Source organism: Streptomyces sp. NPDC039423 (assembly GCF_055598725.1).
Genome location: NZ_JBVKAH010000001.1, coordinates 490261 through 515599 on the forward strand (window position 1 = coordinate 490261; position 25339 = coordinate 515599).

The 25339-nt window shown below is 74.6% G+C and carries 21 protein-coding genes; 18 read left to right on the forward strand and 3 right to left on the reverse strand.

Going from position 1 to position 25339, the window contains the following annotated elements; genetic code table 11:
• Positions 1 to 7: 7 nt before the first annotated feature.
• From ACZ7LK_RS02090 to holA, 5 genes are all read left to right on the forward strand, one after another.
• On the forward strand, positions 8 to 853 hold the full coding sequence (locus ACZ7LK_RS02090) for a DegV family protein (RefSeq protein WP_469463985.1): 846 nt from the start codon (positions 8 to 10) through the stop codon (positions 851 to 853).
• Between the two features lie 257 nt (positions 854 to 1110).
• A complete protein-coding gene (locus tag ACZ7LK_RS02095; protein WP_471137966.1) occupies positions 1111 to 2181 on the forward strand; it encodes a ComEA family DNA-binding protein in 1071 nt (356 codons plus the stop codon).
• On the forward strand, positions 2178 to 4700 hold the full coding sequence (locus tag ACZ7LK_RS02100; RefSeq protein WP_471137968.1) for a ComEC/Rec2 family competence protein: 2523 nt from the start codon (positions 2178 to 2180) through the stop codon (positions 4698 to 4700). Before ACZ7LK_RS02095 ends, ACZ7LK_RS02100 begins: the two co-directional genes overlap by 4 nt.
• Positions 4701 to 4723: 23 nt before the next feature.
• Positions 4724 to 4969, forward strand: coding sequence for a hypothetical protein (locus tag ACZ7LK_RS02105; protein ID WP_469463980.1), 246 nt, complete (start codon positions 4724 to 4726; stop codon positions 4967 to 4969).
• Between the two features lie 66 nt (positions 4970 to 5035).
• Entirely contained in the window at positions 5036 to 6022 is a 987-nt protein-coding gene (gene holA, locus ACZ7LK_RS02110; protein ID WP_392274828.1) for a DNA polymerase III subunit delta, read from the forward strand.
• 392 nt (positions 6023 to 6414) lie between these two features.
• Here the strand turns inward: holA and rpsT are convergent, their stop codons facing one another.
• Positions 6415 to 6681 carry a 30S ribosomal protein S20 gene (gene rpsT / locus ACZ7LK_RS02115; RefSeq protein ID WP_064069563.1) on the reverse strand — a complete coding sequence of 89 codons (267 nt, stop codon included), beginning with the start codon at positions 6679 to 6681 and terminating at the stop codon, positions 6415 to 6417.
• A gap of 208 nt (positions 6682 to 6889) precedes the next feature.
• Here rpsT and lepA point away from each other — a divergent pair, with 208 nt between their 5' ends.
• From lepA to hemW, 4 genes are all read left to right on the forward strand, one after another.
• Positions 6890 to 8761: a translation elongation factor 4 gene (gene lepA / locus ACZ7LK_RS02120; RefSeq protein WP_471137971.1), complete on the forward strand. Its 1872-nt coding sequence runs from the start codon at positions 6890 to 6892 to the stop codon at positions 8759 to 8761.
• 244 nt (positions 8762 to 9005) lie between these two features.
• Complete coding sequence (locus tag ACZ7LK_RS02125; protein ID WP_392274830.1) at positions 9006 to 10895, forward strand: AMP-dependent synthetase/ligase; 1890 nt, start codon at positions 9006 to 9008, stop codon at positions 10893 to 10895.
• A gap of 203 nt (positions 10896 to 11098) precedes the next feature.
• Complete coding sequence (locus ACZ7LK_RS02130) at positions 11099 to 13297, forward strand: SpoIIE family protein phosphatase (RefSeq protein ID WP_471138605.1); 2199 nt, start codon at positions 11099 to 11101, stop codon at positions 13295 to 13297.
• 15 nt (positions 13298 to 13312) lie between these two features.
• The gene (gene hemW / locus ACZ7LK_RS02135) at positions 13313 to 14545 is read left to right on the forward strand and encodes a radical SAM family heme chaperone HemW (RefSeq protein WP_392274832.1); all 1233 of its coding nucleotides are present in this window, start codon (positions 13313 to 13315) and stop codon (positions 14543 to 14545) included.
• 58 nt (positions 14546 to 14603) lie between these two features.
• Here the strand turns inward: hemW and ACZ7LK_RS02140 are convergent, their stop codons facing one another.
• Both ACZ7LK_RS02140 and ACZ7LK_RS02145 read right to left on the reverse strand, forming a co-directional pair.
• Positions 14604 to 15419: a DUF3097 domain-containing protein gene (locus ACZ7LK_RS02140; RefSeq protein ID WP_392274833.1), complete on the reverse strand. Its 816-nt coding sequence runs from the start codon at positions 15417 to 15419 to the stop codon at positions 14604 to 14606.
• 10 nt (positions 15420 to 15429) lie between these two features.
• Complete coding sequence (locus tag ACZ7LK_RS02145) at positions 15430 to 16152, reverse strand: MBL fold metallo-hydrolase (protein ID WP_392274834.1); 723 nt, start codon at positions 16150 to 16152, stop codon at positions 15430 to 15432.
• Between the two features lie 167 nt (positions 16153 to 16319).
• Here ACZ7LK_RS02145 and hrcA point away from each other — a divergent pair, with 167 nt between their 5' ends.
• The 9 genes from hrcA to ACZ7LK_RS02190 all read left to right on the forward strand — a co-directional run bounded on the left by hrcA (position 16320) and on the right by ACZ7LK_RS02190 (position 25315).
• Positions 16320 to 17336 carry a heat-inducible transcriptional repressor HrcA gene (hrcA, locus tag ACZ7LK_RS02150; protein ID WP_064071914.1) on the forward strand — a complete coding sequence of 339 codons (1017 nt, stop codon included), beginning with the start codon at positions 16320 to 16322 and terminating at the stop codon, positions 17334 to 17336.
• Positions 17337 to 18473, forward strand: coding sequence for a molecular chaperone DnaJ (dnaJ, locus tag ACZ7LK_RS02155; RefSeq protein WP_392274835.1), 1137 nt, complete (start codon positions 17337 to 17339; stop codon positions 18471 to 18473).
• A gap of 46 nt (positions 18474 to 18519) precedes the next feature.
• Positions 18520 to 19596, forward strand: coding sequence for a nitronate monooxygenase (locus ACZ7LK_RS02160; protein WP_392274836.1), 1077 nt, complete (start codon positions 18520 to 18522; stop codon positions 19594 to 19596).
• A complete protein-coding gene (locus tag ACZ7LK_RS02165) occupies positions 19593 to 20324 on the forward strand; it encodes a 16S rRNA (uracil(1498)-N(3))-methyltransferase (RefSeq protein ID WP_471137975.1) in 732 nt (243 codons plus the stop codon). The genes ACZ7LK_RS02160 and ACZ7LK_RS02165 overlap by 4 nt, the downstream gene beginning before the upstream one ends.
• A gap of 232 nt (positions 20325 to 20556) precedes the next feature.
• On the forward strand, positions 20557 to 21852 hold the full coding sequence (locus ACZ7LK_RS02170) for an ATP-binding protein (protein ID WP_471137977.1): 1296 nt from the start codon (positions 20557 to 20559) through the stop codon (positions 21850 to 21852).
• Positions 21849 to 22979, forward strand: a complete 1131-nt coding sequence (locus tag ACZ7LK_RS02175) for a tetratricopeptide repeat protein (protein WP_392274839.1) — start codon at positions 21849 to 21851, stop codon at positions 22977 to 22979. Before ACZ7LK_RS02170 ends, ACZ7LK_RS02175 begins: the two co-directional genes overlap by 4 nt.
• Positions 22980 to 23019: 40 nt before the next feature.
• Positions 23020 to 23379 (forward strand): histidine triad nucleotide-binding protein, encoded by a 360-nt coding sequence (locus ACZ7LK_RS02180; RefSeq protein WP_392274840.1) that lies wholly within the window; start codon positions 23020 to 23022, stop codon positions 23377 to 23379.
• A gap of 11 nt (positions 23380 to 23390) precedes the next feature.
• A complete protein-coding gene (locus ACZ7LK_RS02185; protein WP_392274841.1) occupies positions 23391 to 24299 on the forward strand; it encodes a ribonuclease Z in 909 nt (302 codons plus the stop codon).
• 11 nt (positions 24300 to 24310) lie between these two features.
• Complete coding sequence (locus tag ACZ7LK_RS02190) at positions 24311 to 25315, forward strand: adenosine deaminase (RefSeq protein WP_469463976.1); 1005 nt, start codon at positions 24311 to 24313, stop codon at positions 25313 to 25315.
• Positions 25316 to 25339: the final 24 nt, after the last annotated feature.

The window sequence follows — 25339 nt, forward strand, 5'->3', positions numbered from 1 at the left end:
CCCGGTCATGTCCCGCCATGTCGCGATCGTCACTGATTCAACGGCCTACCTGCCGCCGCGGACGATGGAGCGGCACGGTATCACCGCGGTGCCGCTGACCGTCGTCCTCGGGGACCAGGCCCTGGAGGAGGGCACCGAGATCTCGGCCCGCTCGCTGGCCCTCGCACTCCAGAAGCGCCGCTCCGTGACCACCTCGCGGCCGAGCCCCGAGACGTTCGCCGCCGCCTACCGCGCGGCGGCCGGGCGGGGCGTCACGGGGATCGTCTCGCTGCACCTGTCGGCGGAGTTCTCCGGGACCTACGACGCGGCGCTGCTGGCCGCCAGGGAAGCGCCGGTGCCGGTGCGGGTGGTCGACACCGGGATGGTCGCCATGGCGCTGGGCTTCTGCGCGCTGGCCGCCGCCGAGACGGCGGAGGCCGGAGGCACCCTGGACGAGGTGGTCGCCGCCACCGAGAAGCGGGCCGCCGGCACGTCCGCGTACTTCTACGTCGACACCCTCGAGTACTTGCGCCGGGGCGGCCGCATCGGCGCGGCCCAGGCCCTGCTCGGATCGGCACTCGCCGTGAAGCCGCTGCTGGAGCTGGAGGGCGGCCGGATCGAGCTGCGGGAGAAGGTGCGCACGGCGTCGAAGGCCATCGCCCGGCTGGAGGAGATCGCCGCCGACCGGGCCGGAGCCGGCCCCGTGGACATCGCCGTGCACCACCTCTCCGCCCCCGACCGGGCCGCCGCCCTCGCGGACCGGCTGCGCGCCCGCGTCCCGGGCCTGGCCGACCTGCACGTGAGCGAGGTCGGCGCGGTGATCGGCGCGCACACCGGGCCGGGGCTGCTGGGCGTCGTCGTCTCGGCACGGTGACCACCCGCCCCGTGCGTCCCCCGCACGGGTGATCAGGTTCTCCACAACTGCCGGGCTGTCCACGGAATTGACGGCCGCTCGGCGGGGCCGGGCGGATGTGTCTAGCGTGCTGGGGCATGACGACACGAACACCCTCCGTGACATCTTCGGTGCTCTTTGCACGTGCGGCGAGCGGCCCCGGCCGGGCACCCGGCACCGACGGCCGGGCGCGCTCCCGGCGCCTCGGACGGCACCGGCCCGGCGGGAGACCGGCGGCCGTGCGCGCCGCGGTGACGGCACGCCGCCGCGCCGACGCCCTCTTCGCCGGGGCGGGCGCCTCGGCGACCCACCCGCCGCCGGGGCGGGCCCCGCTGTCCGGTCCGGCTGTGGTGCCGGTTGCGGCGCCGATCGCGGTGCCCGCTGATCTGCCGGCTCCGGTGCCCGCCGAGGTGCCGGCCGCGGTGCCCGCCGAGGTGCAGGCTCCGGTGCAGGCGGGGGCGGCCGCTGCGGTGGACAGGGCCGCCGTCGTCACTGATGCCGGTCCCGCGCCCGGCCTCGTGGACGCGGCCGTCGGGAGGTGGTCGGAGCGGTCGGCCGGCCCGGCGGAGGACGGGGCCGGCGGGGGCGGGGACGAGACCCCGGAGAACGTTCCCGGTCCGCGCGAGCGGTGGCGGCTCGGTCTGCGGGACAGGGCGCCGCTGTGGCTGCGCACGCGGTGCGGGATGGAACCCCGGACGGTCGTCGCGCTCACCGTGGTGCTGGTCGTCGCCACCGCGCTCGCCGGCCGGCACTTCTGGGCGGGCCGGCCGGAGACGGTCCGGGCGCCCGAGGTGGTCGAGGCGGCACCGGCGGCGGCCGGGCCGGCCGGGGGCGCGCCCCGCCGTGCCGGGGCCGGGGCGCCGCCGGTCGTGGTCGACGTGAGCGGCAAGGTGCGGCGGCCGGGGGTGCTGCGGCTGCCCGCCGGATCCCGGGTCGCCGACGCCCTGCGGGCGGCCGGTGGAGCCGGGCCCGGCACCGACCTCACGGGGCTGAACCGGGCCCGCGTGGTCATGGACGGCGAGCACATCGTCGTGGGTGTCACACCGCCACCGGCGGCAGCGGGACCCGGGTCCGGGGTGACGGGGGACGCCGGGGCGTCCGGTCCGGGCGGCGGCGCGGGGCCGGTCAGCCTCACCACCGCCACCGCCGAGCAGCTCGACGCCCTGCCGGGCGTCGGCCCCGTGCTGGCCCAGCACATCGTCGAGTACCGCACCCGGCACGGGGGTTTCCGGTCGGTGGACGAGCTCCGTGAGGTCAACGGCATCGGTGAGCGCCGGTTCGCGGACCTCCAGCCCCTCGTACGCCCGTGAACCGCCCCGAGGTTCACACCGCGTCGGGTACCCGGCTGGGCACCGCCGACCCCGGGCAGGAGGGCCCCACCGACGTCCGCCTGGTCGGTCCCGCGCTGGCCGCGTGGGGAGCGGCTGCGCTCGCGCTGGGCGCGCCCGGCCGGTGGACGGTGGCGGGGGTGGCGCTCTGCGCCCTGGGCGGAGCCGTGCTGCTGCTCCGGCCGGGCGGTCGGTGGGGCGGCCGGCGGGGCGGTCGGCGCGGCACGCCCGGGACGGCGCCCCGGCGGCGGGCCCGTGCCACCGCGTCGGCGGCGGTGTTGCTCTGCGCCGCGGCCGGTGCGGCATCCGCGGGACTGCACGGCGCCGACCTGCGGCGCGGACCCGTCCCCGCGCTGGTGGAGCGGCACGCGCGCGTCACCGCCGAGGCGACGGTCACGTCCGATCCGCGGCTCACCCGGACGCGGGTCCACGGGCCGCGGGTGGCGCCCGCCGTCATCGTGCTGGACGCCGACCTGACCCGGGTGGCGGCGTCCGACGGAGCGGTCACCCGGGTCCGCACGCCCGTGCTGGTGATCGTGTCGCCCGCCAGGAGCGGCTGGCAGCGGCTGCTGCCGTCCACCCGGCTGCGTCTCACGGGGCGGCTGGCGCCACCGCGGCGCGCGGGTGAACCGTTCGCCGGGGTGCTGCGGGTGGATCCGGGCCCGCCGCGCGTCACCGGGCCGCCGACCGCGCTCCAGCGCACGGCCGGTGACCTGCGGGCGGGGCTGCGGGACGCGACCGACGGACTGCCGCCGGACGCCCGGGCCCTGCTGCCGGGGCTGGTCGTCGGGGACACCTCCCGCATCCCGCCCGATCTGCACGACGCCTTCCGGGCGACCGACCTGACGCACCTTCTGGCCGTCTCCGGGAGCAACCTCACCCTGGTGCTGTTCCTGCTCATCGGCCCGCCCGGAATCGCGCTCAAGGCCGAACGCGGGGGACTCGCGCCCCGGTTGGGCATCCCGCTGCGGGTGACCGCGCTGCTCGGCGGGGCGCTGACCCTGGCCTTCGTCCTGGTCTGCCGGCCCGACCCGAGCGTGCTGCGCGCCGCCGCCTGCGGGCTGATCACGCTGCTGGCCATCGGCACCGGACGCCGCAGGTCGTTGCTTCCGGCGCTCGCCGCCGCCGTCCTGCTGCTGGTGCTGTACGACCCCTGGCTGGCGCGCAGCCACGGCTTCCTGCTGTCCGTACTGGCGACCGGAGCGCTCCTCACCCTCGCCCCGCGCTGGAGCGCGTCCCTGCGTGCGCGCCGGGTGCCGCCGCGGCTCGCGGAGGTACTGGCCGCGGCGGCCGCGGCGCAGGCCGTGTGCGCCCCGGTGGTGGCGGTCTTCGCCGCCCGGGTCGGTCTGGTGGCGGTGCCGTGCAACCTGCTCGCCGAGCCGGCCGTGGCCGCGGCGACCGTGCTCGGGTTCGCCGCGCTCGCCACGGCACCGGTCGCGCCGCCGGTGGCCGCCCTGCTCGCCGGGTGCGCGGGATGGCCGGCCGGGTGGATCGCGTCCGTGGCCCGGACGGGAGCCGCGCTGCCCGGGGCGGAGGCGGCATGGCCGGGCGGCTGGGGCGGGGGACTGCTGCTCGCCGCCGTGACGGGACTGCTGGTGCTGTGGGTGCGGAAGGCGCGGCACCGGGCGTGGCTGGCCGGGGCGTGCGGCGTGCTCCTGCTGCTCGCCGTGGTCAGGCCCCCGCCGCTCACCAGACTGGTCACCGGGTGGCCGCCACCGGACTGGGTGTTCGCGATGTGCGACGTCGGCCAGGGCGACGCGACGGTCCTCGCGGCCGGCGACGGCACCGCCGTGGTGGTGGACGCCGGTCCCGACCCGGAGCCCGTGGACCGGTGCCTCGGCGACCTGGGCGTGCGCCGGGTGCCGCTCGTGATCCTCACGCACTTCCACGCCGACCACGTCGCCGGCCTCGCGGGCGTCCTGCGCGGCCGGTCGGTGGGGGCGATCCAGACCACGGGCCTCCTCGACCCGGCCGACCAGGCGGCGTTCGTACGGCGGACCGCCGCCGGGGCGCGGGTGCCGGTCGTCCGGGCGGGAGCCGGTGAGCGGCGGCGGATCGGGTCGCTCGACTGGCGGGTGCTGTGGCCCGGCGCCACCGCGTCCGGACCGGACCCCGAGGGGCCCAACGACGCCAGCGTCACGCTCCTCGTCCGCGTCGGCGGCGGCCCGACGCTGCTGCTCCTCGGCGACCTGGAACCACCGGCCCAGCGGGCCCTGCTGCGCGCCCACCCCGACCTGCCGCCGGTCGACGTCCTCAAGGTCGCCCACCACGGCTCGGCCCACCAGGACCCACGCCTGATGGACAGGGTCAGGCCCCGGCTGGCCCTGGTGTCGGCCGGCCGCGACAACCCGTACGGCCATCCCTCACCGCGCACGGTCGGTGCGCTGCGGGCCGGGGGAGCGGTGGTGCTGAGCACCGACCGACACGGCGCGATCGCCGTGACGGGCGGGGGGCGGGAGCTGCGCGCCGTCACCGCGGCGGGGCCGGGGCCGGAGCCGTAGCGGCCGACGGGAACAATGTCCCCGTGAGCGATGTGAGACATGTGCTGGTGCTGCCGGACCGGGACGCGGCCGAGGAGGCCGCCGAGGAGCTCGGGGAACGGTTCGCGATCACGGAGGAGCCCCAGCTCGTGCGGGACGCCCTGGCCGGTGAGGACGACGCCGAGGACGCCCAGTGGCTGGTGGTGGTCGAGGACCCGGACGGGCGGCTCGCGGCCGCCGACCTCGACGCGTTCGCGGCGCGGTGGGACGGCTGGCGGGAAGAACCGTAGGCGAGGGGCGGGAGGGGGCGCCGGGCGGGGCCGCGCTGTCGGTGGGCCGTGCGATGCTGGTTCGCGATGGCCACCAGAAAGAACCAGACCGACGACGTCCTCGCGCCCGTCACCCTCGCCGTGGGGCAGGAGGACCTGCTCCTCGACCGCGCGGTGCAGCAGGTGGTGGCGGCCGCCCGCGCGGCCGACGCCGACACGGACGTGCGCGACCTGACGTCCGACCAGCTCCAGCCCGGCGCCCTCGCCGAGCTGACCAGCCCCTCGCTCTTCGCCGAGCGCAAGGTGCTCGTCGTGCGGAACGCGCAGGACCTCTCCGCCGACACGATCAAGGACATCAAGGCGTACCTCGGCTCGCCCGTGGAGGACATCAGCCTCGTCCTGCTGCACGCGGGCGGCGCCAGGGGCAAGGGCCTGCTCGACGCGGCGCGCAAGGCGGGCGCGAGGGAGGTCGCCTGTCCGAGGACGACCAAGCCGGCGGAGCGCCTGACGTTCGTGCGCGGGGAGTTCCGGGCGCTGGGGCGTTCGGCGACCCCGGAGGCGTGCCAGGCGCTCGTCGACGCGGTCGGCAGCGATCTGCGGGAGCTCGCGTCCGCGGTGTCGCAGCTCACCGCGGACGTCGAGGGCACCATCGACGAGGCGATCGTCGGGCGGTACTACACGGGCCGTGCGGAGGCCTCCAGCTTCAACGTCGCCGACCGGGCGGTGGAGGGCCGGGCGGCGGAGGCGCTGGAGGCGCTGCGCTGGTCGCTTTCGACCGGTGTCGCGCCCGTGCTGATCACCAGCGCGCTCGCCCAGGGGGTGCGGGCGATCGGCAAGCTGTCCTCCGCGCGGGGCGGACGCCCCGCGGACCTCGCCCGTGAGCTGGGCATGCCGCCGTGGAAGATCGACCGGGTGCGCCAGCAGATGCGCGGCTGGACCCCGGACGGGGTGGCGGTCGCGCTGCGGGCCGTCGCCGAGGCGGACGCCGGGGTCAAGGGCGGGGGCGACGACCCGGAGTACGCGCTGGAGAAGGCCGTCGTCACCATCGCCCGCGCCGCCCGCTCCCGCCGCTGACCCGCGATGCCCGGGGCGCTGCCCCCGGGCATCGCCCCGGGGGGTTGCCCCCGGAGTGCGTCACCCGCTCGCGGATACCGGAGCCCAGGCCCCTCGGGGCTCCTGCGCCCCCGGATCCCCAGGCCCCGGCGAGGCCGGCGGCGCCTGGGAATCCGGCGGTCCGGCGGGTCCGGCGGCCCGATGGGTCCGGCGGGTCCGGCGGGTCCGGCGGGCGAGGGTATGCCGAAGGCCCCGGTGCCGGTCCTGGGGAAGGACGGGCGACGGGGCCTTCGGGTGATGCTTCGGTGAGCTCGTACCCGCGTGGCGAACGCAGGCCGCGTACGGGCTCGGGGTGCCGGTCAGGAGCGGATGAGAGGGCCCGCTGGGTCCGTCCCGGCGATCAAATCAAGAGCTCAGCCCTGGAGGGAGGCAACCTTGGTGGCCAGCGCCGACTTCTTGTTGGCGGCGGCGTTCTTGTGGATGACACCCTTCGAGACGGCCTTGTCGAGCGCACGGGAGGCGGCGCGAGCGGCAACGGTGGCCTTCTCGACGTCACCCGCGGCGGCAGCCTCACGGGCCTTGCGGATCGCGGTCTTGAGCGACGACTTGACGGCCTTGTTGCGCAGGCGCGCCTTCTCGTTGGTCTTGTTCCGCTTGATCTGGGACTTGATGTTCGCCACGAAAGAGCCTTTTCAGGTTCGTAAGGATTTCTCTGATGTGTGCCACGTCGCTGAGAGGGCCACGAGACACAGCTGCCCAGGCTACCAGCCGTCCTCCGAGCGGCCCAAACCGAGCGCCGGTCCCCGTCCGTGGGACCATGGAACCTACGTATCGATCCGCCGTCGACCCGAGCAGAGACGCCCGGCGTCTCGAGAATCAGGACCCTGCGTGCCCGCGACCCCTATCCACGTGCCCGAGCCGAGCCGTACCGACCCGGCGCTGATCCGCAATTTCTGCATCATCGCGCACATCGACCACGGCAAGTCCACCCTTGCCGACCGGATGCTCCAGCTGACCGGTGTGGTCGAGCAGCGGCAGATGCGCGCTCAGTACCTCGACCGCATGGACATCGAGCGCGAGCGCGGCATCACGATCAAGTCCCAGGCGGTGCGTCTGCCGTGGGCCCCCACCCAGGGGCCCGGCCAGGGCAGCACTCACATCCTCAACATGATCGACACCCCCGGTCACGTCGACTTCACCTACGAGGTGTCACGGTCCCTGGCCGCGTGCGAGGGCACCATCCTGCTCGTCGACGCCGCCCAGGGCATCGAGGCGCAGACCCTCGCCAACCTCTACCTGGCGATGGAGAACGACCTCACCATCGTCCCGGTCCTGAACAAGATCGACCTGCCGGCCGCCCAGCCGGAGAAGTTCGCCGAGGAGCTGGCGAACCTCGTCGGCTGCGACCCCGACGACGTGCTGCGCGTGTCGGCCAAGACCGGCATCGGCGTCGAGGCGCTGCTCGACCGGGTGGTCAAGGACGTTCCGGCCCCGGTCGGCGTCGCCGACGCCCCAGCCCGCGCGATGATCTTCGACTCGGTGTACGACTCGTACCGCGGTGTCGTCACCTACGTCCGTGTCATCGACGGGCAGCTCAACAAGCGCGAGCGCATCCGCATGATGTCCACCGGCGCGACCCACGAGCTGCTGGAGATCGGGACGAACTCGCCCGAGATGCTCCCGGCCGACGGGCTCGGCGTGGGCGAGGTCGGCTACCTGATCACGGGTGTGAAGGACGTTCGCCAGTCCAAGGTCGGTGACACCATCACCACCCTGCACAAGGGCGCCACGGAGGCCCTGGGTGGCTACAAGGACCCCAAGCCGATGGTGTTCTCCGGCCTCTACCCGCTGGACGGCTCGGACTACCCCGAGCTGCGCGACGCCCTCGACAAGCTCCAGCTCAACGACGCCGCGCTCGTCTACGAGCCGGAGACCTCCGCCGCGCTCGGCTTCGGCTTCCGCGTCGGCTTCCTCGGCCTGCTCCACCTCGACGTCATCCGCGAGCGGCTGGAGCGGGAGTTCGGGCTCGACCTGATCGCCACCGCCCCCAACGTGGTCTACCGCGTGCTCATGGAGGACGGCACCGAGCACACCGTCACCAACCCGAGCGAATTCCCCGAGGGCAAGATCAGCGAGGTGTACGAGCCGGTCGTCCGCGCCACGATCCTCGCCCCCAGCGAGTTCATCGGCTCGATCATGGAGCTGTGCCAGACCCGCCGCGGCACGCTCCTCGGCATGGACTACCTCTCCGAGGACCGGGTCGAGATCCGCTACACGCTGCCGCTCGCCGAGATCGTCTTCGACTTCTTCGACCAGCTCAAGTCCAAGACCCGCGGCTACGCCTCCCTCGACTACGAGCCCACCGGCGAGCAGGCCTCCAGCCTGGTCAAGGTCGACATCCTGCTGCACGGCGACAAGGTCGACGCCTTCTCCGCCATCACGCACAAGGACGCGGCGTACGCGTACGGCGTGCGGCTCGTGGCCAAGCTGCGCGAGCTCATCCCGCGGCAGGCCTTCGAGGTGCCCATCCAGGCCGCCATCGGCTCCCGGGTCATCGCCCGCGAGACGATCCGCGCCATCCGCAAGGACGTCCTCGCCAAGTGCTACGGCGGTGACATCTCCCGGAAGCGGAAGCTGCTGGAGAAGCAGAAGGAGGGCAAGAAGCGGATGAAGATGGTCGGTTCCGTGGAGGTTCCGCAAGAGGCCTTCATCGCGGTGCTGTCCAGCGACGACTCGGCCGGCGGCAAGGCCAAGAAGTAGCCGGGCCCGCACAGCGGCCCGCACACCGCCCGCACGGCGCCCGTTCGTTACCGGACGGGCGCTTTTGCGTGCCCGCGACGTGCGCGGCGGCGCCCGAGTCGTTATGAAGCGGGTATGAACCACCGGGCCATAGGCCCTTACATGGCGGACGACGGCGCTCTAACCTGATCCCGCCCAAGGGTTACTCGCCAGTTAAACAATCATCCCGTCGTGCAGCCCTGCCGCAAGCCGCCCGGAGGACGTCGTGAGCGACACACAGACCCTGATCGAGACCCGACCGCCCTCCGTGGCGAACCTCTTCCTGGAGCGTGTGGCGAAGACCCCGGACGCCGAGGCCTACCGCTACCCGGTCCCCGCGGCCTCGGGCCAGGGCCCCGACGACTGGAGGTCCCTGAGCTGGGGACAGGCCGCGGAGCGCGTCTACGCCATCGCCGCCGGTCTCGTCGACCTCGGCGTACGGCCCGAGGAGTGCGTCGCCCTCGCCTCCGCCACCCGCGTCGAGTGGATCCTCGCCGACCTCGGCGTGATGTGCGCCGGAGCCGCGACCACCACGATCTACCCCCAGACCAACGCCGAGGAGTCCGCTTACATCCTCGCCGACTCCGGGAGCCGCGTCCTGATCGCCGAGGACGCCGCCCAGCTCGCCAAGGCGCGCGAGCGCCGTGCCGACCTGCCGAACCTCGCCCACGTCGTGGTCATCGACCCGGCCGCCGCCGAGGCGGACGCCGGCGACCCGGAGGGCTGGGTGGTCTCCCTCGCCGAGCTCGAGGAGCGCGGCCGCGCCCACCTGGAGAAGAACCCCGAGGCCGTCAGGGACCGGGTCTCCGCCATCACCGCCGACCAGCTCGCCACCCTCATCTACACCTCCGGCACCACCGGCCGCCCCAAGGGCGTACGGCTGCCGCACGACAACTGGTCGTACATGGCCAAGGCCATCGCCGCGACCGGCCTGGTCACCGGGGAGGACGTCCAGTACCTCTGGCTGCCCCTGGCGCATGTCTTCGGCAAGGTGCTGACCTCCGGCCAGATCGAGGTCGGGCACGTCACCGCGGTCGACGGGCGCGTCGACAAGATCATCGAGAACCTGCCGGTCGTCCAGCCGACGTACATGGCCGCCGTGCCCCGCATCTTCGAGAAGGTCTACAACGGCGTGGCGGCCAAGGCGCGGGCCGGCGGCGGCGCCAAGTACAAGATCTTCAAGTGGGCCGCCGAGGTCGCCCGCGAGTACGCCCGGACCAGCCAGGACAACTTCCGCCGCACCGGCCGGGCGACCGTCCCCTTCGGGCTCGGCGCCAAGCACAAGGTCGCCGACGCCCTCGTCTACTCCAAGCTCCGCGAGGCCTTCGGCGGCCGGCTGCGCGCCGCCGTATCCGGCTCCGCCGCCCTCTCGCCCGAGATCGGCTTCTTCTTCTCCGGCGCCGGTATCCACATCCTGGAGGGCTACGGACTCACCGAGTCCAGCGCCGCGTCCTTCGTCAACCCGGGCGAGGCCTACCGCACCGGCACCGTCGGCAAGCCGCTGCCCGGCACCGAGGTGCGGATCGCGGACGATGGCGAGATCCTGCTGCGCGGCCCCGGCATCATGGAGGGCTACCACGGGCTGCCGGAGAAGACGGCCGAGGTCCTGGAGTCGGACGGCTGGTTCCACACCGGCGACATCGGCGAACTGTCCGTCGACGGCTACCTCCGGATCACCGACCGCAAGAAGGACCTGATCAAGACGTCCGGCGGCAAGTACATCGCGCCCGCCGAGGTCGAGGGACAGTTCAAGGCGGTCTGCCCGTACGTCTCCAACATCCTGGTCCACGGCGCCGACCGGAACTACTGCACGGCGCTCATCGCCCTCGACGAGCCCGCGATCCTCGGCTGGGCGGAGGAGCACGGACTGGGCGGCAAGCCCTACGCGGAGGTCGTCGCCACCGCCGAGGTGGAGCGGCTCGTCCAGGGCTACGTGGACCGGCTCAACGAGGGGCTCCAGCGCTGGCAGACCATCAAGCGCTTCCGCCTCCTGCCCCGTGACCTCGACATCGAGCACGGCGAGCTGACGCCCAGCCTGAAGCTCAAGCGCCCGGTGGTGGAGCGCGAGTACAAGCACCTGATCGACGAGATGTACGCCGGGACCAAGGAGGTCTGAGCCTCCCGCTCCCGGGGCGACGGGGGCGGGACCGGGACGAGGCGGGGCCGCGCGAGGAACGCGCGGCCCCGTTCGCGTCGGCGAGTTCGATGACTCGGTGCTTATGTGCGTGCTCGATCTGTCACCCTGTCGGTGTCCGACCACGAGCAGAACCAGGAGCCGACGAGGAGCCGCACGTGGGGTCCTTTCCGACACAGCGCGCGATCACCGGTGAGCTGCCGCTGCCGCCCCACCACCCGCCGCCGGGCCAGTCCGTCACCCGCACCAGCCTGCCGGGCAACCCCCTCGCGCCGTCCGCGGCCCGCCGCTTCGTGCGCGCCGCGCTCGCCGACTGGACCGGCCTGGCGGTGCCCGCCGCCGCGACGATCACCGAGCGGGTCGCCGACGACGCCGTCCTGGTCGCCGGCGAGCTGGTGACCAACGCGGTCGTCCACGCCGGCACCACCGTCGAGCTGCTGATCCGGCTGGAGGACCCCGCCGAGGGCCGGCCCGCCGCCCTCGTCCTGGAGGTCTCCGACCACCACCCCACCCGGGCCGTCCGCCACGACCACCAGCTCGACGAGGACGACGACGGGCTCGACGAGTACGGCCGCGGGCTGCGGCTGGTCGCCGCGCTCGCGGAGTGCTGGGGCATCACCTACCGCCCCGGCCTCAAGACCGTCTGGGGCCGGCTGCCCCTGGACGGCTGGGACGCCTGCCCCGTGCCCGGCGGCGAGCCGGCGATCCGGCGCGGGCTGCGCGCCGCCGAGATCCTCGCCCCGGCGCCGCGCAGGGTGGTGCGCGACGACCACGAGTGGGCCGGCCGGGGGGCGCTGTCGTTCCTGGCCGAGGCGTCCGACCTGCTCGCGGGCCAGCTCGACGAGGACCTGGTCGCCGCGCTCGCCGGCCAGCTCCTGGTGCCGCGCCTGGCCGACTGGTGCGCCTTCTGGCTGGAGGACGACGGCACGCGGGGCGGCGGGCCCCGGCTCGCCCGGGTGTGGCACGCCGACGAGTCGGCCCTGGAGACGCTGCGGTCGGTCCTGGAGAAGGAACCGCCGCGCATGCCGGACCCGCCCCGCACGGGCCCCGTCACCATCCCCTGGCCGACGGCCCCGGCCGGCGCCGCGGCCGGGGCCGGCGCCGGCGCCGCGGCCGGCCGGCACGCGCCACGCCCCGCCCCGGCGGACGGCACCCCCGGCCCGGACGGCCGCCCCGGGGACGGCCGCGCCGACGCCGCCGCGGACCACACGCACGACGCCGCCGCGGACCACACGCACGACGCCGCCGCGGACCACGCCACGCACGGGGCCGCCACGGACGACGGCCGCGACGACATCCCTGACGACGTCACGCGCGACGGCCTCGACGACACCGCCGCCGGCCGGGCCGACGGGCCGTCCCCGGCGGCCGGGGCGGCGGCCGGGGGCACCGCGGTCGCGTACCGGCTCGTCGTAGGAGGTCACGGGCTCGGCACGCTGCTGCTCGGGCGGCGCGGGCGGGCCGGTATCCCCGACGCCGTCTCCGCCCTGGTCGAGGACTTCGCCCGCCGCGTCGCCCTCGCCATCGGCGCGGCCCGCCGCTACACGCGCCAGGTCACCATCAGCCGCATCCTCCAGCGCGGGCTGCTGCCCAGCCAGGTGGCCCACATCCCGGGCGTCGACAGTTGCGTCGTGTACGAGCCGAGCGACGACGGGCTCGCGGGCGGCGACTTCTACGACGTGTTCCAGGCCGGCCCCGGCGCCCGGCGCTGGTGCTTCATGCTCGGCGACGTCCAGGGCAGCGGCCCCGAGGCCGCCGTCGTCACCGGCCTGGCCCGCCCCTGGCTGCGGCTCCTCGCCCGCGAGGACCACGAGGTCGGCCACGTCCTGGACCGGCTGAACCGGCTGCTCCTGGACGACGCCACCGAGGCCGCCGAGGCCGCCGCCTCCATGGTCGCCGCGGCCGGTGACCCGCCCGGCGCGCCACCGCCCCCGGCCCAGCCGCAGTCCCGGTTCCTGTCGCTCCTGTACGGCGACCTCGTCCCTCTCGCCCCCGAGGACGGCGGCGGGGCCCGCTGCACGCTCGCCTCCGCCGGCCACCCGCTGCCGCTGCTGCTGCGTCCGGACGGCACCGTGACGCCCGCCGCCGCGCCCCAGGTGCTGCTGGGCGTCGTCGACGACGTCGCCTACCAGAGCCACACCTTCCACCTGGCGCCCGGCGACACCCTGCTGTGCGTCACGGACGGCGTCACAGAGCGCCGCTCCCGCACGGGCCGGATGTTCGACGACGGGGACGGCCTGGCCGAGGCCCTGGCCGGCTGCGCGGGGCTGCCGGCCCACGAGGTCGCGGAAAGGATCAAGCGCGCGGTCCACGCCTTCGGCGAGACGCCGGTACGGGACGACCTCGCGCTGTTGGTGCTCCAGGCCAGGCAGCGCCCGCGGTGACGGACAATGGGCGGTATGCCTTCCGTACTGCCCGATGGTGAGCCCATGCCCGAGGACGGCGCGCTGCCCGCGTCCGCCCTGCTCGGGGCCGGTGAGCGGCCGCTCGGGTTCTATCTGCACGTGCCGTACTGCGCGACCCGCTGCGGCTACTGCGACTTCAACACCTACACCGCCACCGAGCTGCGCGGCTCCGGCGGAGTGCTCGCCTCCCGCGACAACTACGCCGCGACGCTGACGGACGAGGTGCGGCTCGCCCGCAAGGTCCTGGGCGACGACCCCCGCCCGGTGCGGACCGTGTTCGTCGGGGGCGGCACGCCCACGCTGCTCGCCGCCGCCGACCTCGTGGCGATGCTGGGGGCCGTCCGGGACGAGTTCGGGCTCGCGGACGACGCCGAGATCACCACCGAGGCGAACCCGGAGTCCGTGGACCCCGCGTACCTCGCCGAGCTGCGCGAGGGCGGCTTCAACCGGATCTCCTTCGGCATGCAGAGCGCCCGTCAGCACGTCCTGAGGGTCCTCGACCGCACGCACACCCCCGGGCGGCCGGAGGCGTGCGTCGCGGAGGCGCGGGCGGCGGGTTTCGAGCACGTCAACCTCGACCTGATCTACGGCACGCCCGGCGAGAGCGACGACGACTGGCGCGCCTCGCTCGACGCGGCGATCGGGGCGGGGCCCGACCACGTCAGCGCGTACGCCCTGATCGTCGAGGAGGGCACCGGGCTCGCGAGGCGCATCCGGCGCGGTGAGGTGCCGATGACGGACGACGACGTCCACGCCGACCGGTACCTGATCGCCGAGGAGGTGCTGTCCGGGGCGGGCTTCCAGTGGTACGAGGTCTCCAACTGGGCCACCTCGGACGCGGGGCGGTGCCTGCACAACGAGCTGTACTGGCGCGGCGCCGACTGGTGGGGCGCCGGCCCCGGGGCGCACAGCCACGTCGGGGGCGTGCGGTGGTGGAACGTGAAGCACCCCGGCGCGTACGCCGCCGCGCTGGCGGAGGGGCGTTCACCGGGCGCGGGGCGCGAGGTGCTGTCGGAGGAGGACCGGCGGGTGGAGCGGGTGCTGCTGGAGCTGCGGCTGCGGGAGGGCTGCGAGCTGTCGCTGCTCCGGCCGGCGGGCCTGGCCGCCGCCGAGCGCGCGGTAAGGGACGGGCTCCTGGACACCGGTCCTTACGCCGAGGGGCGGGCCGTGCTGACGCTCCGGGGACGGCTGCTCGCCGACGCCGTGGTGCGGGACCTGGTCGACTGACACGGGCCCTCCGTCGAGAGGGACCCCGCGCCAGGGGCCTGCCGACGGCCCCGTGCCGTCACACGTGCTCGGCGTCGCCGACCGTCACGTGGTCGATCAGTCGTTCCACCGCGCCCAGCAGCTCCGGCTCCAGGTCCTTGTAGGTCCGTACCCGGGACAGGATGTGCTGCCAGGCCGCGCCCGTGTTCTCGGGCCAGCCGAGCGCCCGGCACACCCCGGTCTTCCAGTCCTGGCCGCGCGGCACGGACGGCCACGCCCGGATGCCCACCGACGAGGGCTTCACCGCCTCCCACACGTCGATGTACGGGTGCCCCACGACCAGCGTGTGGGCGTCCGTCACCGAGGCCGCGATACGGGACTCCTTGGACCCGGGGACCAGGTGGTCCACCAGGACCCCGAGGCGGGCGTCGGGGCCCGGGCCGAAGTCCCGCACGATGGCGGGCAGGTCGTCCACGCCCTCCAGGTACTCCACGACCACGCCCTCGACGCGCAGGTCGTCGCCCCACACCCGCTCCACCAGCTCGGCGTCGTGCCGGCCCTCCACGTAGATGCGCCCCGCCCGGGCGACACGCGCGCGTGCGCCCGGCACGGCGATCGAGCCCGAGGCGGTGCGCGACGGGCGCGCCGGGGCGGCGGCCGGGCGCACCAGCGTCACCGGGCGGCCCTCCAGGAGGAAGCCGCGCGGCGCCATCGGGAACACCCGGTGCTTGCCGAACCGGTCCTCCAGGGTCACCGTGCCCGCCTCGCAGCCGATCACCGCCCCGCAGAACCCGGTGCTCACCTCCTCGACCACCAGGTCCGGCTCGGCGGGTACCTCCGGCACCGGGGCCGGACGCTTCCAGGAGGGCGTCAGGTCAGGGTCGTAAGCGCGCATTCGCCAGACGCTACGACACCCCGAACCGGCGGGCCAGCTCATCGCGTTGGGCGCGTACGAACGCGGCGTCGACGACCGCCCCGTGCCCCGGCACGTACAGCGCGTCCCCGCCGCCCAGCTCCAGCAGCCGGTCCAGGGCGGCCGGCCAGCGCGACGGGATGGCGTCCGGGCCCGCCTGCGGGTCGCCGGACTCCTCCACCAGGTCCCCGCACAGGACGACGTCCCTGGAGCCGGGCACGAGCACCGCCAGGTCGTGGCCGCTGTGCCCGGGGCCCACGTTGGCCAGCAGCACCTGGCGCCCGCCCAGCTCCAGGGTCCACTCGCCGGACACCAGGTGGTGCGGGGCCACCAGGACGTCCGCCGCCTCCAGGGCGTCCGTGGCGCCGACCCCGTGCCGCACGGCGTCGGAGCGCAGCCCGTCCCGGTCCCGGATCAGCACGGTGTCGACGCCGACCGCGCCGTACACCTCCGCCCCCGAGAACGCCGCCGTGCCGAGCACATGATCGAAATGCGGATGGCTCAGTGCGATGTGCGTCACTCTCCGGCCGCCCATCAGCGCCTGCGCCTGGGCACGGATCGCGGCGCCCTCACGGAGCGTCGCGCCCGTGTCGAAGAGCAGGGCGCCCTCCTCGCCGACCACCAACGCCGTGGTGGCGTCCCACACGGGCAGCCTCTTGCGGCCCACGCCGTCGGCGAGACGCTCCCACCCGAAGTCTTCCCAACTGACGTCCATACCGCGACGCTATCGGCATCCACCAGCGCCGTCGCGCGGTAGCGTGGTCGGCCGCCCTTGCTAGGGGCGTACCCCGGCGCCGTACACTTGCCGGGGGATGGTTGGCACTCGGGCAGGGCGAGTGCCAGCGCAGCAGACGGAACAACGGCCAGCTGGAGGTGCGCGCGATGCTCAGCGAACGCAGACTCGAGGTACTGCGCGCCATCGTCCAGGACTACGTCGGCACCGAGGAGCCCGTCGGCTCCAAGGCGCTCACGGAGCGCCACAACCTCGGCGTCTCGCCCGCCACCGTGCGCAACGACATGGCGGTGCTGGAGGAGGAGGGCTTCATCGCCCAGCCCCACACCAGCGCGGGCCGCATCCCCACCGACAAGGGGTACCGCCTCTTCGTCGACAGGCTCGCCGGCGTCAAGCCGCTGTCGTCGCCGGAGCGGCGCGCCATCCAGAACTTCCTGGACGGCGCCGTGGACCTCGACGACGTCGTCGGCCGTACGGTGCGGCTGCTCGCGCAGCTCACCCGGCAGGTCGCCGTGGTCCAGTACCCGTCGCTGACGCGCTCCACCGTGCGTCACGTGGAGCTGCTGTCGCTGGCACCGGCCCGGCTGATGCTGGTCCTGATCACCGACACGGGGCGGGTCGAGCAGCGCATGGTCGACTGCCCCGCGCCGTTCGGCGAGACGTCCGTGGCGGACCTGCGGGCGCGGCTCAACAGCCGCGTCGTCGGGCGGCGCTTCACGGACGTGCCGCAGTTGGTGCAGGACCTCCCCGAGTCCTTCGAGGCGGAGGACCGGGGGACCGTCTCCACGGTGCTGGCCACCCTGCTGGAGACCCTGGTGGAGGAGACCGAGGAACGGCTGATGATCGGCGGCACCGCCAATCTCACCCGCTTCGGGCACGACTTCCCCCTGACCATCCGGCCGGTGCTGGAGGCGCTGGAGGAGCAGGTGGTGCTCCTCAAGCTGCTCGGCGAGGCCAAGGACTCGGCCATGACCGTACGTATCGGGCACGAGAACGCCCACGAGGGCCTCAACTCCACGTCCGTCGTCGCGGTCGGCTACGGTTCGGGCGACGAGGCAGTCGCCAAACTCGGCGTGGTCGGACCGACCCGCATGGACTACCCCGGAACGATGGGAGCGGTACGCGCAGTGGCACGTTACGTCGGACAGATCCTGGCGGAGTCGTAAGTGGCCACGGACTACTACGCCGTACTCGGCGTACGCCGCGACGCGTCCCAGGACGAGATCAAGAAGGCGTTCCGCAGGCTCGCCCGCGAGCTGCACCCGGACGTCAATCCCGATCCGAAGACGCAGGAGCGCTTCAAGGAGATCAACGCCGCCTACGAGGTGCTGTCGGACCCGCAGAAGAAGCAGGTCTACGACCTCGGCGGCGACCCGCTGTCCTCCTCGGGCGGCGCGGGCGCGGGCGGCTTCGGCGCGGGCGGCTTCGGAAACTTCTCCGACATCATGGACGCCTTCTTCGGTACGGCGTCCCAGCGCGGCCCCCGGTCGCGCACCCGGCGCGGCCAGGACGCGATGATCCGCCTGGAGATCGACCTCAACGAGGCGGCCTTCGGCACGACCAAGGACATCCAGGTCGACACGGCCGTCGTCTGCACCACCTGCTCCGGTGAGGGCGCCGCGCCCGGCACCTCGGCGCAGACGTGCGACATGTGCCGCGGCCGTGGCGAGGTCTCGCAGGTCACCCGGTCCTTCCTGGGCCAGGTCATGACCTCCCGCCCCTGCCCCCAGTGCCAGGGCTTCGGCACGGTGGTCCCCACCCCGTGCCCCGAGTGCGCGGGCGACGGCCGGGTCCGGTCCCGCCGTACGCTCACGGTCAAGATCCCGGCCGGTGTGGACAACGGCACCCGTATCCAGCTCGCCGGCGAGGGCGAGGTCGGCCCGGGCGGTGGTCCGGCCGGTGACCTGTACGTCGAGATCCACGAGCTGCCGCACGCGGTCTTCCAGCGGCGGGGCGACGACCTGCACTGCACGGTGACCATTCCGATGACGGCGGCCGCGCTGGGCACGAAGTGCCCGCTGGAGACGCTGGACGGGCTGGAGGAGGTCGACGTCCGCCCCGGGACGCAGTCGGGCCAGTCCATCCCGCTGCACGGGCGCGGAGTGACCCATCTGCGCGGCGGCGGACGCGGTGACCTCATCGTGCACGTCGAGGTCCAGACGCCGTCGAAGCTCGACCCCGAGCAGGAACGGCTGCTGCGCGAGCTGGCGAAGCTGCGGGGCGAGGAGCGGCCGACGGGGCAGTTCCAGCCGGGCCAGCAGGGCCTGTTCTCCCGGCTCAAGGACGCGTTCAACGGGCGGTGAGCCCGGTGGGTTCGGTACGGGTGCGGGGGCGTGACACCATGCGTGCATGTCCTCCGCACTGACCGGTCTCTGCCGGTACCCGATCGTGCAGGCCCCCATGGCGGGCGGCGCCTCCGGTCCGGAGCTCGCCGCGGCCGTGTCCGGGGCGGGCGGCCTGGGGTTCCTGGCCGCCGGGTACAAGACCGCCGACGGCATGTACCAGGAGATCAAGCAACTCCGCGGGCTCACCCCCCGCCCCTTCGGCGTGAACCTGTTCATGCCGCAGCCCGGGCAGGCCGACCCCGCCGCCGTGGACGTCTACCGCCACCAGCTCGCCGGTGAGGCCACCTGGTACGACACGCCGCTCGGGGACCCCGACGCGGGCCGGGACGACGGGTACGAGGCCAAGCTGGCCATCCTGCTGGAGGACCCGGTCCCGGTGGTGTCGTTCACCTTCGGGTGCCCCACCCGCGAGACGGTCGCCGCGTTCGCCCGGGCCGGGACGCTCACCGTCGTGACGGTCACGTCCCCGGAGGAGGCCCAGGCCGCGCGGGAGGCGGGCGCCGACGCCGTGTGCGTCCAGGGCGTCGAGGCGGGCGGCCACCAGGGCACGCACCGCGACGACCCGGAGACCGGCGGGGCGGGAACGGGACTGCTGTCGCTGGTCGCGCAGGTCAAGGAGGCCGTGCCGCTTCCGGTGGTCGCCGCGGGCGGCCTGATGCGCGGCAGCCAGATCGCCGCCGTCCTGGCGGCGGGCGCCGAGGCCGCCCAGCTCGGCACCGCGTTCCTGGTGTGCCCCGAGTCGGGCGCCCACCCCCTGCACAAGCAGGCCATGACGAACCCGCTGTTCACCCGCACCGAGCTGACCCGGGCCTTCTCGGGGCGCCCCGCCCGCGGCCTGGCCAACCGGTTCATGCACGAGCACGGCCCGTACGCCCCCGCCGCCTACCCCGAGGTGCACCACCTGACGAGCGGGCTGCGCAAGGCGGCCGCCAAGGCGGGCGACCCCCAGGGCATGGCCCTGTGGGCCGGGCAGGGGCACCGGATGGCACGCGAGCTGCCCGCCGCCCGCCTGGTGGAGGTCCTGGCCGCCGAACTGGACGCCGCCGCGGCCTCCCTCGCCCTGCGGAGCGTGGCGTCATGACCGCCCCCGTCTTCCTGGTGGACCGGGTCACCGGCGGGACCGTCACGCTCGACGGGTCCGAGGGCCGGCACGCCGTGTCCGTGCGGCGGCTGCGGGTCGGAGAGGAGATCGTCCTCACGGACGGCGCCGGCCGGGGCGCGTACGGCACCGTCGCGGCCGTCGAGGGCAAGGACCGCCTCGACGTCACGGTCACCGAGGTGCGCACGGAGCCCGAGCCCGCCCCGCGCATCACCGTCGTCCAGGCCCTGCCCAAGGGCGACCGGGGCGAGCTGGCGGTGGAGACGATGACCGAGACGGGCGTCGACGCCATCGTGCCGTGGGCCGCGTCCCGGTGCATCACCCAGTGGAAGGGCGACCGCGGGCTGAAGGCGCTCGGCAAGTGGCGGGCCACCGCCCGCGAGGCGGGCAAGCAGTCGCGCCGGCTCCGCTTCCCGGACGTCGCGGACGCGGCCGGCACCAAGCGGGTCGCCGAGCTGCTCGCGGCCGCCGACTTCGCGGCCGTGCTCCACGAGGAGGGCGCCGAGCCGCTCGCCACCGCCGAACTGCCCGCCACGGGCGACATCGTGCTCGTCGTGGGCCCCGAAGGAGGCGTGTCGCCCGACGAGTTGGCGGCGTTCGCCGCGGCGGGCGCCAAGCCCTACCGGCTCGGGCGCAGCGTTCTGCGCACCTCGACCGCCGGGACGGCCGCCACCGCCCTGCTCCTGGGCCGCACCGGCCGCTGGTCCTGACCGGAACGCCCCCGCCCGGCTCCGCGCCCGAACGCCCGCCGCCCGCCCACCGCGTGGACGCCGCGCCCGGTCCGCGGGCTCCGCGTCGGCCTCCGCGCGCCCACCCTCCGCGCGCCCACCGGTCCCGGCCGGACCGCGCCGGCCACGGGCGGCGGGACCGCCCGGCGCCGGCGGGGCTCCGACGGCGGGGCCCACCGGGCCGGTTGTCGTGGGCGATCCGTAAGGTGGCGGCATGTCCGACGAGTCTCCTCTCATCCGCAGCATGCGCGCCGCCGTCGCCGCCGCACCCGACGACGTCCCCCTGCGGTTGCACCTCGCCGAACTCCTTCTCCGCGAGGGGCGGAACGACGAAGCCGTGTGCGAGGCCGCCGTCGCCCTCCAGCACGCGCCCGGCGACCCTGAGGCCCGCGCGCTGATGGGCCGCGCCATGGGCATGCCGCCCGCGCCGCCGGAGCCCCCGCGGGCCCCGGACGACCAGGCGTCCCCGGCGCCCCGCGAAGCGCGGACGCCCCGGCACGGCGAGGACTTCGACTGGGCGGCCGCCGAGCAGGAGGTCGGCGACATCGTCCCGCCCCGGTTCGCCGACGGGACCGAGGCGCCTCTCACCGCCGACGGCCACGGCGACGACCCGGGCGGCGCCACCGCCTGGGACGTGGACGCCCCCGGTGCCGTACGCCTCGCGGACGTCGGCGGCATGCAGGAGGTCAAGGACCGCCTGGAGGCCGCCTTCCTCGCCCCCATGCGCAACCCCGAGCTGCGCAAGCTGTACGGCAAGAGCCTCCGCGGCGGTCTGCTGCTCTACGGGCCGCCCGGCTGCGGCAAGACGTTCATCGCCCGCGCGGTCGCCGGGGAGCTCGGCGCGAACTTCCTGTCGATCTCGCTCAGCGACATCCTCGACATGTACATCGGCGCGTCCGAGAAGAACGTCCACGACGTCTTCGAGACCGCCCGCGCCCAGGCCCCGTGCGTCGTCTTCCTCGACGAGCTCGACGCGCTGGGCGCCAAGCGGAGCCGCAGCCACCACAGCGGGCTGCGCAACGTCGTCAACCAGCTCCTCACCGAACTGGACGGCATCGCCGCCGACAGCAACGACGGCGTGTTCGTGCTGGCCGCCACCAACGTGCCCTGGGACGTGGACATCGCGCTGCGCCGCCCCGGCCGCCTCGACCGCACCCTGCTGGTCCTGCCGCCGGACGCCGCCGCGCGCCACGCGATCCTCCGCTACCACCTGCGCGACCGCCCCATCGAGGCGGTCGACCTCGGCAAGCTCGTCAAGGCCACCGAGGACTTCTCCGGCGCCGACCTCGCGCACGTCTGCGAGAGCGCCGCCGAGACCGCGCTGCTCGACTCGGCCCGCACCGGCACCGTACGCATGATCAACACCAAGGACCTGCTCGGCGCGGCCCGGCAGATCCGGCCGTCCACCGACCCCTGGTTCTCGGCCGCCCGCAACGTGGCGACGTTCGCCAACGACGGCGGCATGTACGACGACCTCCTCGCGTACCTGAAGAGGAAGCGCAAGCTGTGACCACCCAGGCCGACCCGCCCACCCCGTCCTCCCCGCCGTCCCGGACGCTGGACCGGGCCGAGGCGCTGTACGACCTGGAGCGCTACGAACAGGCCGCCGCCCTCGCCGCCCAGCACCTCGCCCAGCACCCCGACGACGCCCCGGCGCTCGCCCTGCTGGCCCGCTGCCGCCGCCACCTCGGCGACCGGGGCGAGGCGCTGCGCCTGGCCGACGAGGCGCTGCGCGCCGACCCGGAGCTGCCGTCCGCCTGGTTCCTCCGCGCCGACCTGCTGGCCCACGGACCGGCCGGCGGGCCGCAGTGGGCGGCCGCCGAGGACGCCGCCCGGCGGGGCCTCGCCCTCGTCCCCTGGCACTGGAGCGGCTACCACGTCCTCGGCACGATCCTGTCCCGCTCCGGGCACCCGGCACGACGCCGGGAGGCGTACGCGCTGGCGCTGCGCTCCGTCGAGCTGGGGCCCGAGGAGGACGCCACCCACTTCCTGCTGGGCCTGACGGCGTACCAGCTCAAGGACTACCGCACCGCCGAGCGGGCCTACGAGAACGCGCTGCGCCTGAACCCGGAGAGCAGCGAGGCGCACAACAACCTGTCCCTGCTGCACCTGCGCCGCCGCTGGTACCGGCGCGGCGCCTGGACCAGGGCGGCCGAGGGGTTCGTCGACTCGGCCGCGCTCGATCTGGAGGACCGGGAGGCCCGCTTCAACCTGGAGACCATGGCCTGGGGGACCGCGGCCGGCGCCCGCTGGGTGGCCCTGGGCGGGTTCATGGCCGCCGCCATCGGCTCGGCGCGGCTGCGCACCGGGGGCACCGGCACGGGCGCCGTCCTGGCCGAGGCCGTCGGGGTGACGGTGTTCCTGGCCCTGTGGGGCGGCTGGGCCCTGTGGACGCTCCGGCGGGTGCCGCCGCGGCTGCGGCGCCCCCTGCTGCTGATCTCCCGCGGCTGTCCGCCGGTGCTGTGGATGGCCGGCGCCGTGGCGCTGCTGGGCCTGGAGTCGGCGGTCGCCCTCGCGCTGCCCACGGCGAGCGCGGGCGTCCTCGCCGGACTGGGCGCGCCGCTGTTCTGGGGCGTGGTCCTGACGTACTGGATCAGCAGGTCGGCGCTCAACAGACGCGCCCCCGGCCGCCGATAGAGTGCCCCCGTACGCAGCCGGAGACAGAAAGGACCAGGACATGGCCGGAGAGCCGCAGAGCGACTGCCTGTTCTGCAAGATCGTGGCGGGGGAGGTCCCGGCCACCGTCGTGCGCGAGTCGGAGACGACCGTCGCCTTCCGCGACATCAACCCGCAGGCGCCCACCCACGTCCTGGTCATCCCCAAGGCGCACTACCGCGACGCCGCGTCCCTCGCCGCCGGGGCGCCGGAGATCGCCGCGGACGTGCTGCGCGAGGCCGGGCAGGTCGCCGCGGACGAGAAGGTCGACGGCAGCGGCTACCGCGTCGTGTTCAACACCGGTTCCGGCGCCGGCCAGACCGTCTGGCACGCGCACGCGCACGTGCTGGGCGGCCGCGGTCTGAACTGGCCCCCCGGGTAGTCGCGACAGCCATGTCCGTACGAGAGCTCGTCGTGCTGGGCACCGCCAGTCAGGTGCCCACCCGACACCGCAACCACAACGGCTACCTGCTGCGCTGGGACGGCGAGGGCATCCTCTTCGACCCGGGCGAGGGCACCCAGCGCCAGATGCTGCGGGCCGGGGTCGCCGCGCACGATATCGACCGCATCTGCGTTACGCACTTCCACGGCGACCACTCCCTGGGCCTCGCCGGGGTGATCCAGCGGATCAACCTCGACCAGGTCCCGCACCCGGTCACCGCGCACTACCCGGCGAGCGGGCAGCGCTTCTTCGACCGGCTGCGGTACGCGACCGCCTACCGCGAGACGGTGGAGCTGGCCGAGGCGCCGGTCGCCGCCGACGGCGTGCTCGCCACGACCCGGGCGTACACGCTGGAGGCCCGCCGCCTGTCGCACCCCGTCGAGTCCTTCGGCTACCGGCTCACCGAGCCCGACGGGCGCCGGATGCTGCCCGAGCGGCTCGCCGCGCACGGCATCCAGGGCCCGGACGTGGGCCGCATCCAGCGCGACGGCGCGCTGGGCGGGGTGCGCCTGGAGGACGTCAGCGAGGTACGGCGCGGCCAGCGATTCGCGTTCGTCATGGACACCCGGCTGTGCGACGGTGTCCACGCCCTCGCCGAGGGCTGCGACATGCTGGTCATCGAGTCGACGTTCCTCGACGAGGACGCCGTGCTCGCCGAGGACCACGGCCACCTGACGGCCGGACAGGCCGCCGCGGTGGCCGCCGGGGCGGGGGTGCGCCATCTCGTCCTCACCCACTTCTCGCAGCGCTACGGCGACCCCGACCTCTTCGAACAGCAGGCGAGAGCGGCCGGGTTCGACGGTGAGCTGACCGTCGCCCAGGACCTGATCCGCGTCCCGCTCCCCACCCGTCACCAGTAAGGCCGAGCCCCATGCACCTCCCGGAAGCCCTCCCCAAAGCGGAACTGCACCTCCACATCGAGGGCACCCTCGAACCCGAGCTCGCCTTCGCGCTCGCCGCGCGCAACGGGGTCGCGCTGCCGTACGCCGGCACGGAGGAGCTGCGCGAGGCGTACCTCTTCAGCGACCTCCAGTCGTTCCTGGACCTGTACTACGGTCTGATGGCCGTGCTGCGCACGGCCGACGACTTCACCGAGCTCGCCGACGCCTACCTGGCCCGGGCCGCGGCCCAGGGCGTGCGGCACGCCGAGATCTTCTTCGACCCGCAGGCGCACACCGAGCGCGGTGTGCCCCTCGGCACGGTCGTCGAGGGGCTGGCGCGGGCGCTGGAGCGCAGCGAGGAGCGGCACGGCATCTCGACACAACTGATCATGTGCTTCCTGCGCGACCGGTCGGCCGAGTCGGCGATGGAGACCCTCCAGGCCGCGAAGCCGTATCTGCACCACATCACGGGCGTCGGGCTGGACTCGGCGGAGGTGGGCCACCCGCCGTCGAAGTTCGCCGAGGTGTACGAGGCGGCCGGGGCGCTCGGGCTGCGGAAGGTCGCCCACGCGGGCGAGGAGGGTCCGCCCGCGTACGTCCGCGAGGCCCTGGACGTGCTGGGCGTCGAGCGGATCGACCACGGGCTGCGGGCCGTGGAGGACCAGGAACTGGTGGAGCGGCTGGTCCGCGACCGGGTGCCGCTGACCCTGTGCCCGCTGTCCAACGTCCGGCTGCGGGCCGTGGACGTCCTGGAGGACCACCCGCTGCCGTCGATGATGGCGGCGGGACTGCTCGTGACCGTGAACTCCGACGACCCGGCCTACTTCGGCGGCTACGTGGGCGACACCTTCCACGCGGTCCACGAGGCGCTGGGGCTGGACGAGGAGCAGCTCCGCGAGCTGGCCCGCAACTCGTTCCTGGCGTCGTTCCTGGACCACGACGAGGACCGCCGGGCGCGGTACCTCGCCGAGGTCGAGGCGTACGAGTTCGGCTAGGTCGTGTCCCCCTCGGGAGCGCCC

What these genes read in the sequence shown, in the direction of transcription:
- ACZ7LK_RS02145 (WP_392274834.1), bottom strand. Translation starts at nt 16,152, where the DNA reads ATGGACGTCAGTTGGGAAGACTTCGGGTGGGAGCGTCTCGCCGACGGC.
- hrcA (WP_064071914.1), top strand. Translation starts at nt 16,320, where the DNA reads ATGCTCAGCGAACGCAGACTCGAGGTACTGCGCGCCATCGTCCAGGAC.
- ACZ7LK_RS02170 (WP_471137977.1), top strand. Translation starts at nt 20,557, where the DNA reads ATGTCCGACGAGTCTCCTCTCATCCGCAGCATGCGCGCCGCCGTCGCC.
- ACZ7LK_RS02165 (WP_471137975.1), top strand. Translation starts at nt 19,593, where the DNA reads ATGACCGCCCCCGTCTTCCTGGTGGACCGGGTCACCGGCGGGACCGTC.
- ACZ7LK_RS02185 (WP_392274841.1), top strand. Translation starts at nt 23,391, where the DNA reads ATGTCCGTACGAGAGCTCGTCGTGCTGGGCACCGCCAGTCAGGTGCCC.
- hemW (WP_392274832.1), top strand. Translation starts at nt 13,313, where the DNA reads ATGCCTTCCGTACTGCCCGATGGTGAGCCCATGCCCGAGGACGGCGCG.
- ACZ7LK_RS02140 (WP_392274833.1), bottom strand. Translation starts at nt 15,419, where the DNA reads ATGCGCGCTTACGACCCTGACCTGACGCCCTCCTGGAAGCGTCCGGCC.
- ACZ7LK_RS02160 (WP_392274836.1), top strand. Translation starts at nt 18,520, where the DNA reads ATGTCCTCCGCACTGACCGGTCTCTGCCGGTACCCGATCGTGCAGGCC.
- ACZ7LK_RS02190 (WP_469463976.1), top strand. Translation starts at nt 24,311, where the DNA reads ATGCACCTCCCGGAAGCCCTCCCCAAAGCGGAACTGCACCTCCACATC.
- ACZ7LK_RS02180 (WP_392274840.1), top strand. Translation starts at nt 23,020, where the DNA reads ATGGCCGGAGAGCCGCAGAGCGACTGCCTGTTCTGCAAGATCGTGGCG.
- ACZ7LK_RS02090 (WP_469463985.1), top strand. Translation starts at nt 8, where the DNA reads ATGTCCCGCCATGTCGCGATCGTCACTGATTCAACGGCCTACCTGCCG.
- holA (WP_392274828.1), top strand. Translation starts at nt 5,036, where the DNA reads ATGGCCACCAGAAAGAACCAGACCGACGACGTCCTCGCGCCCGTCACC.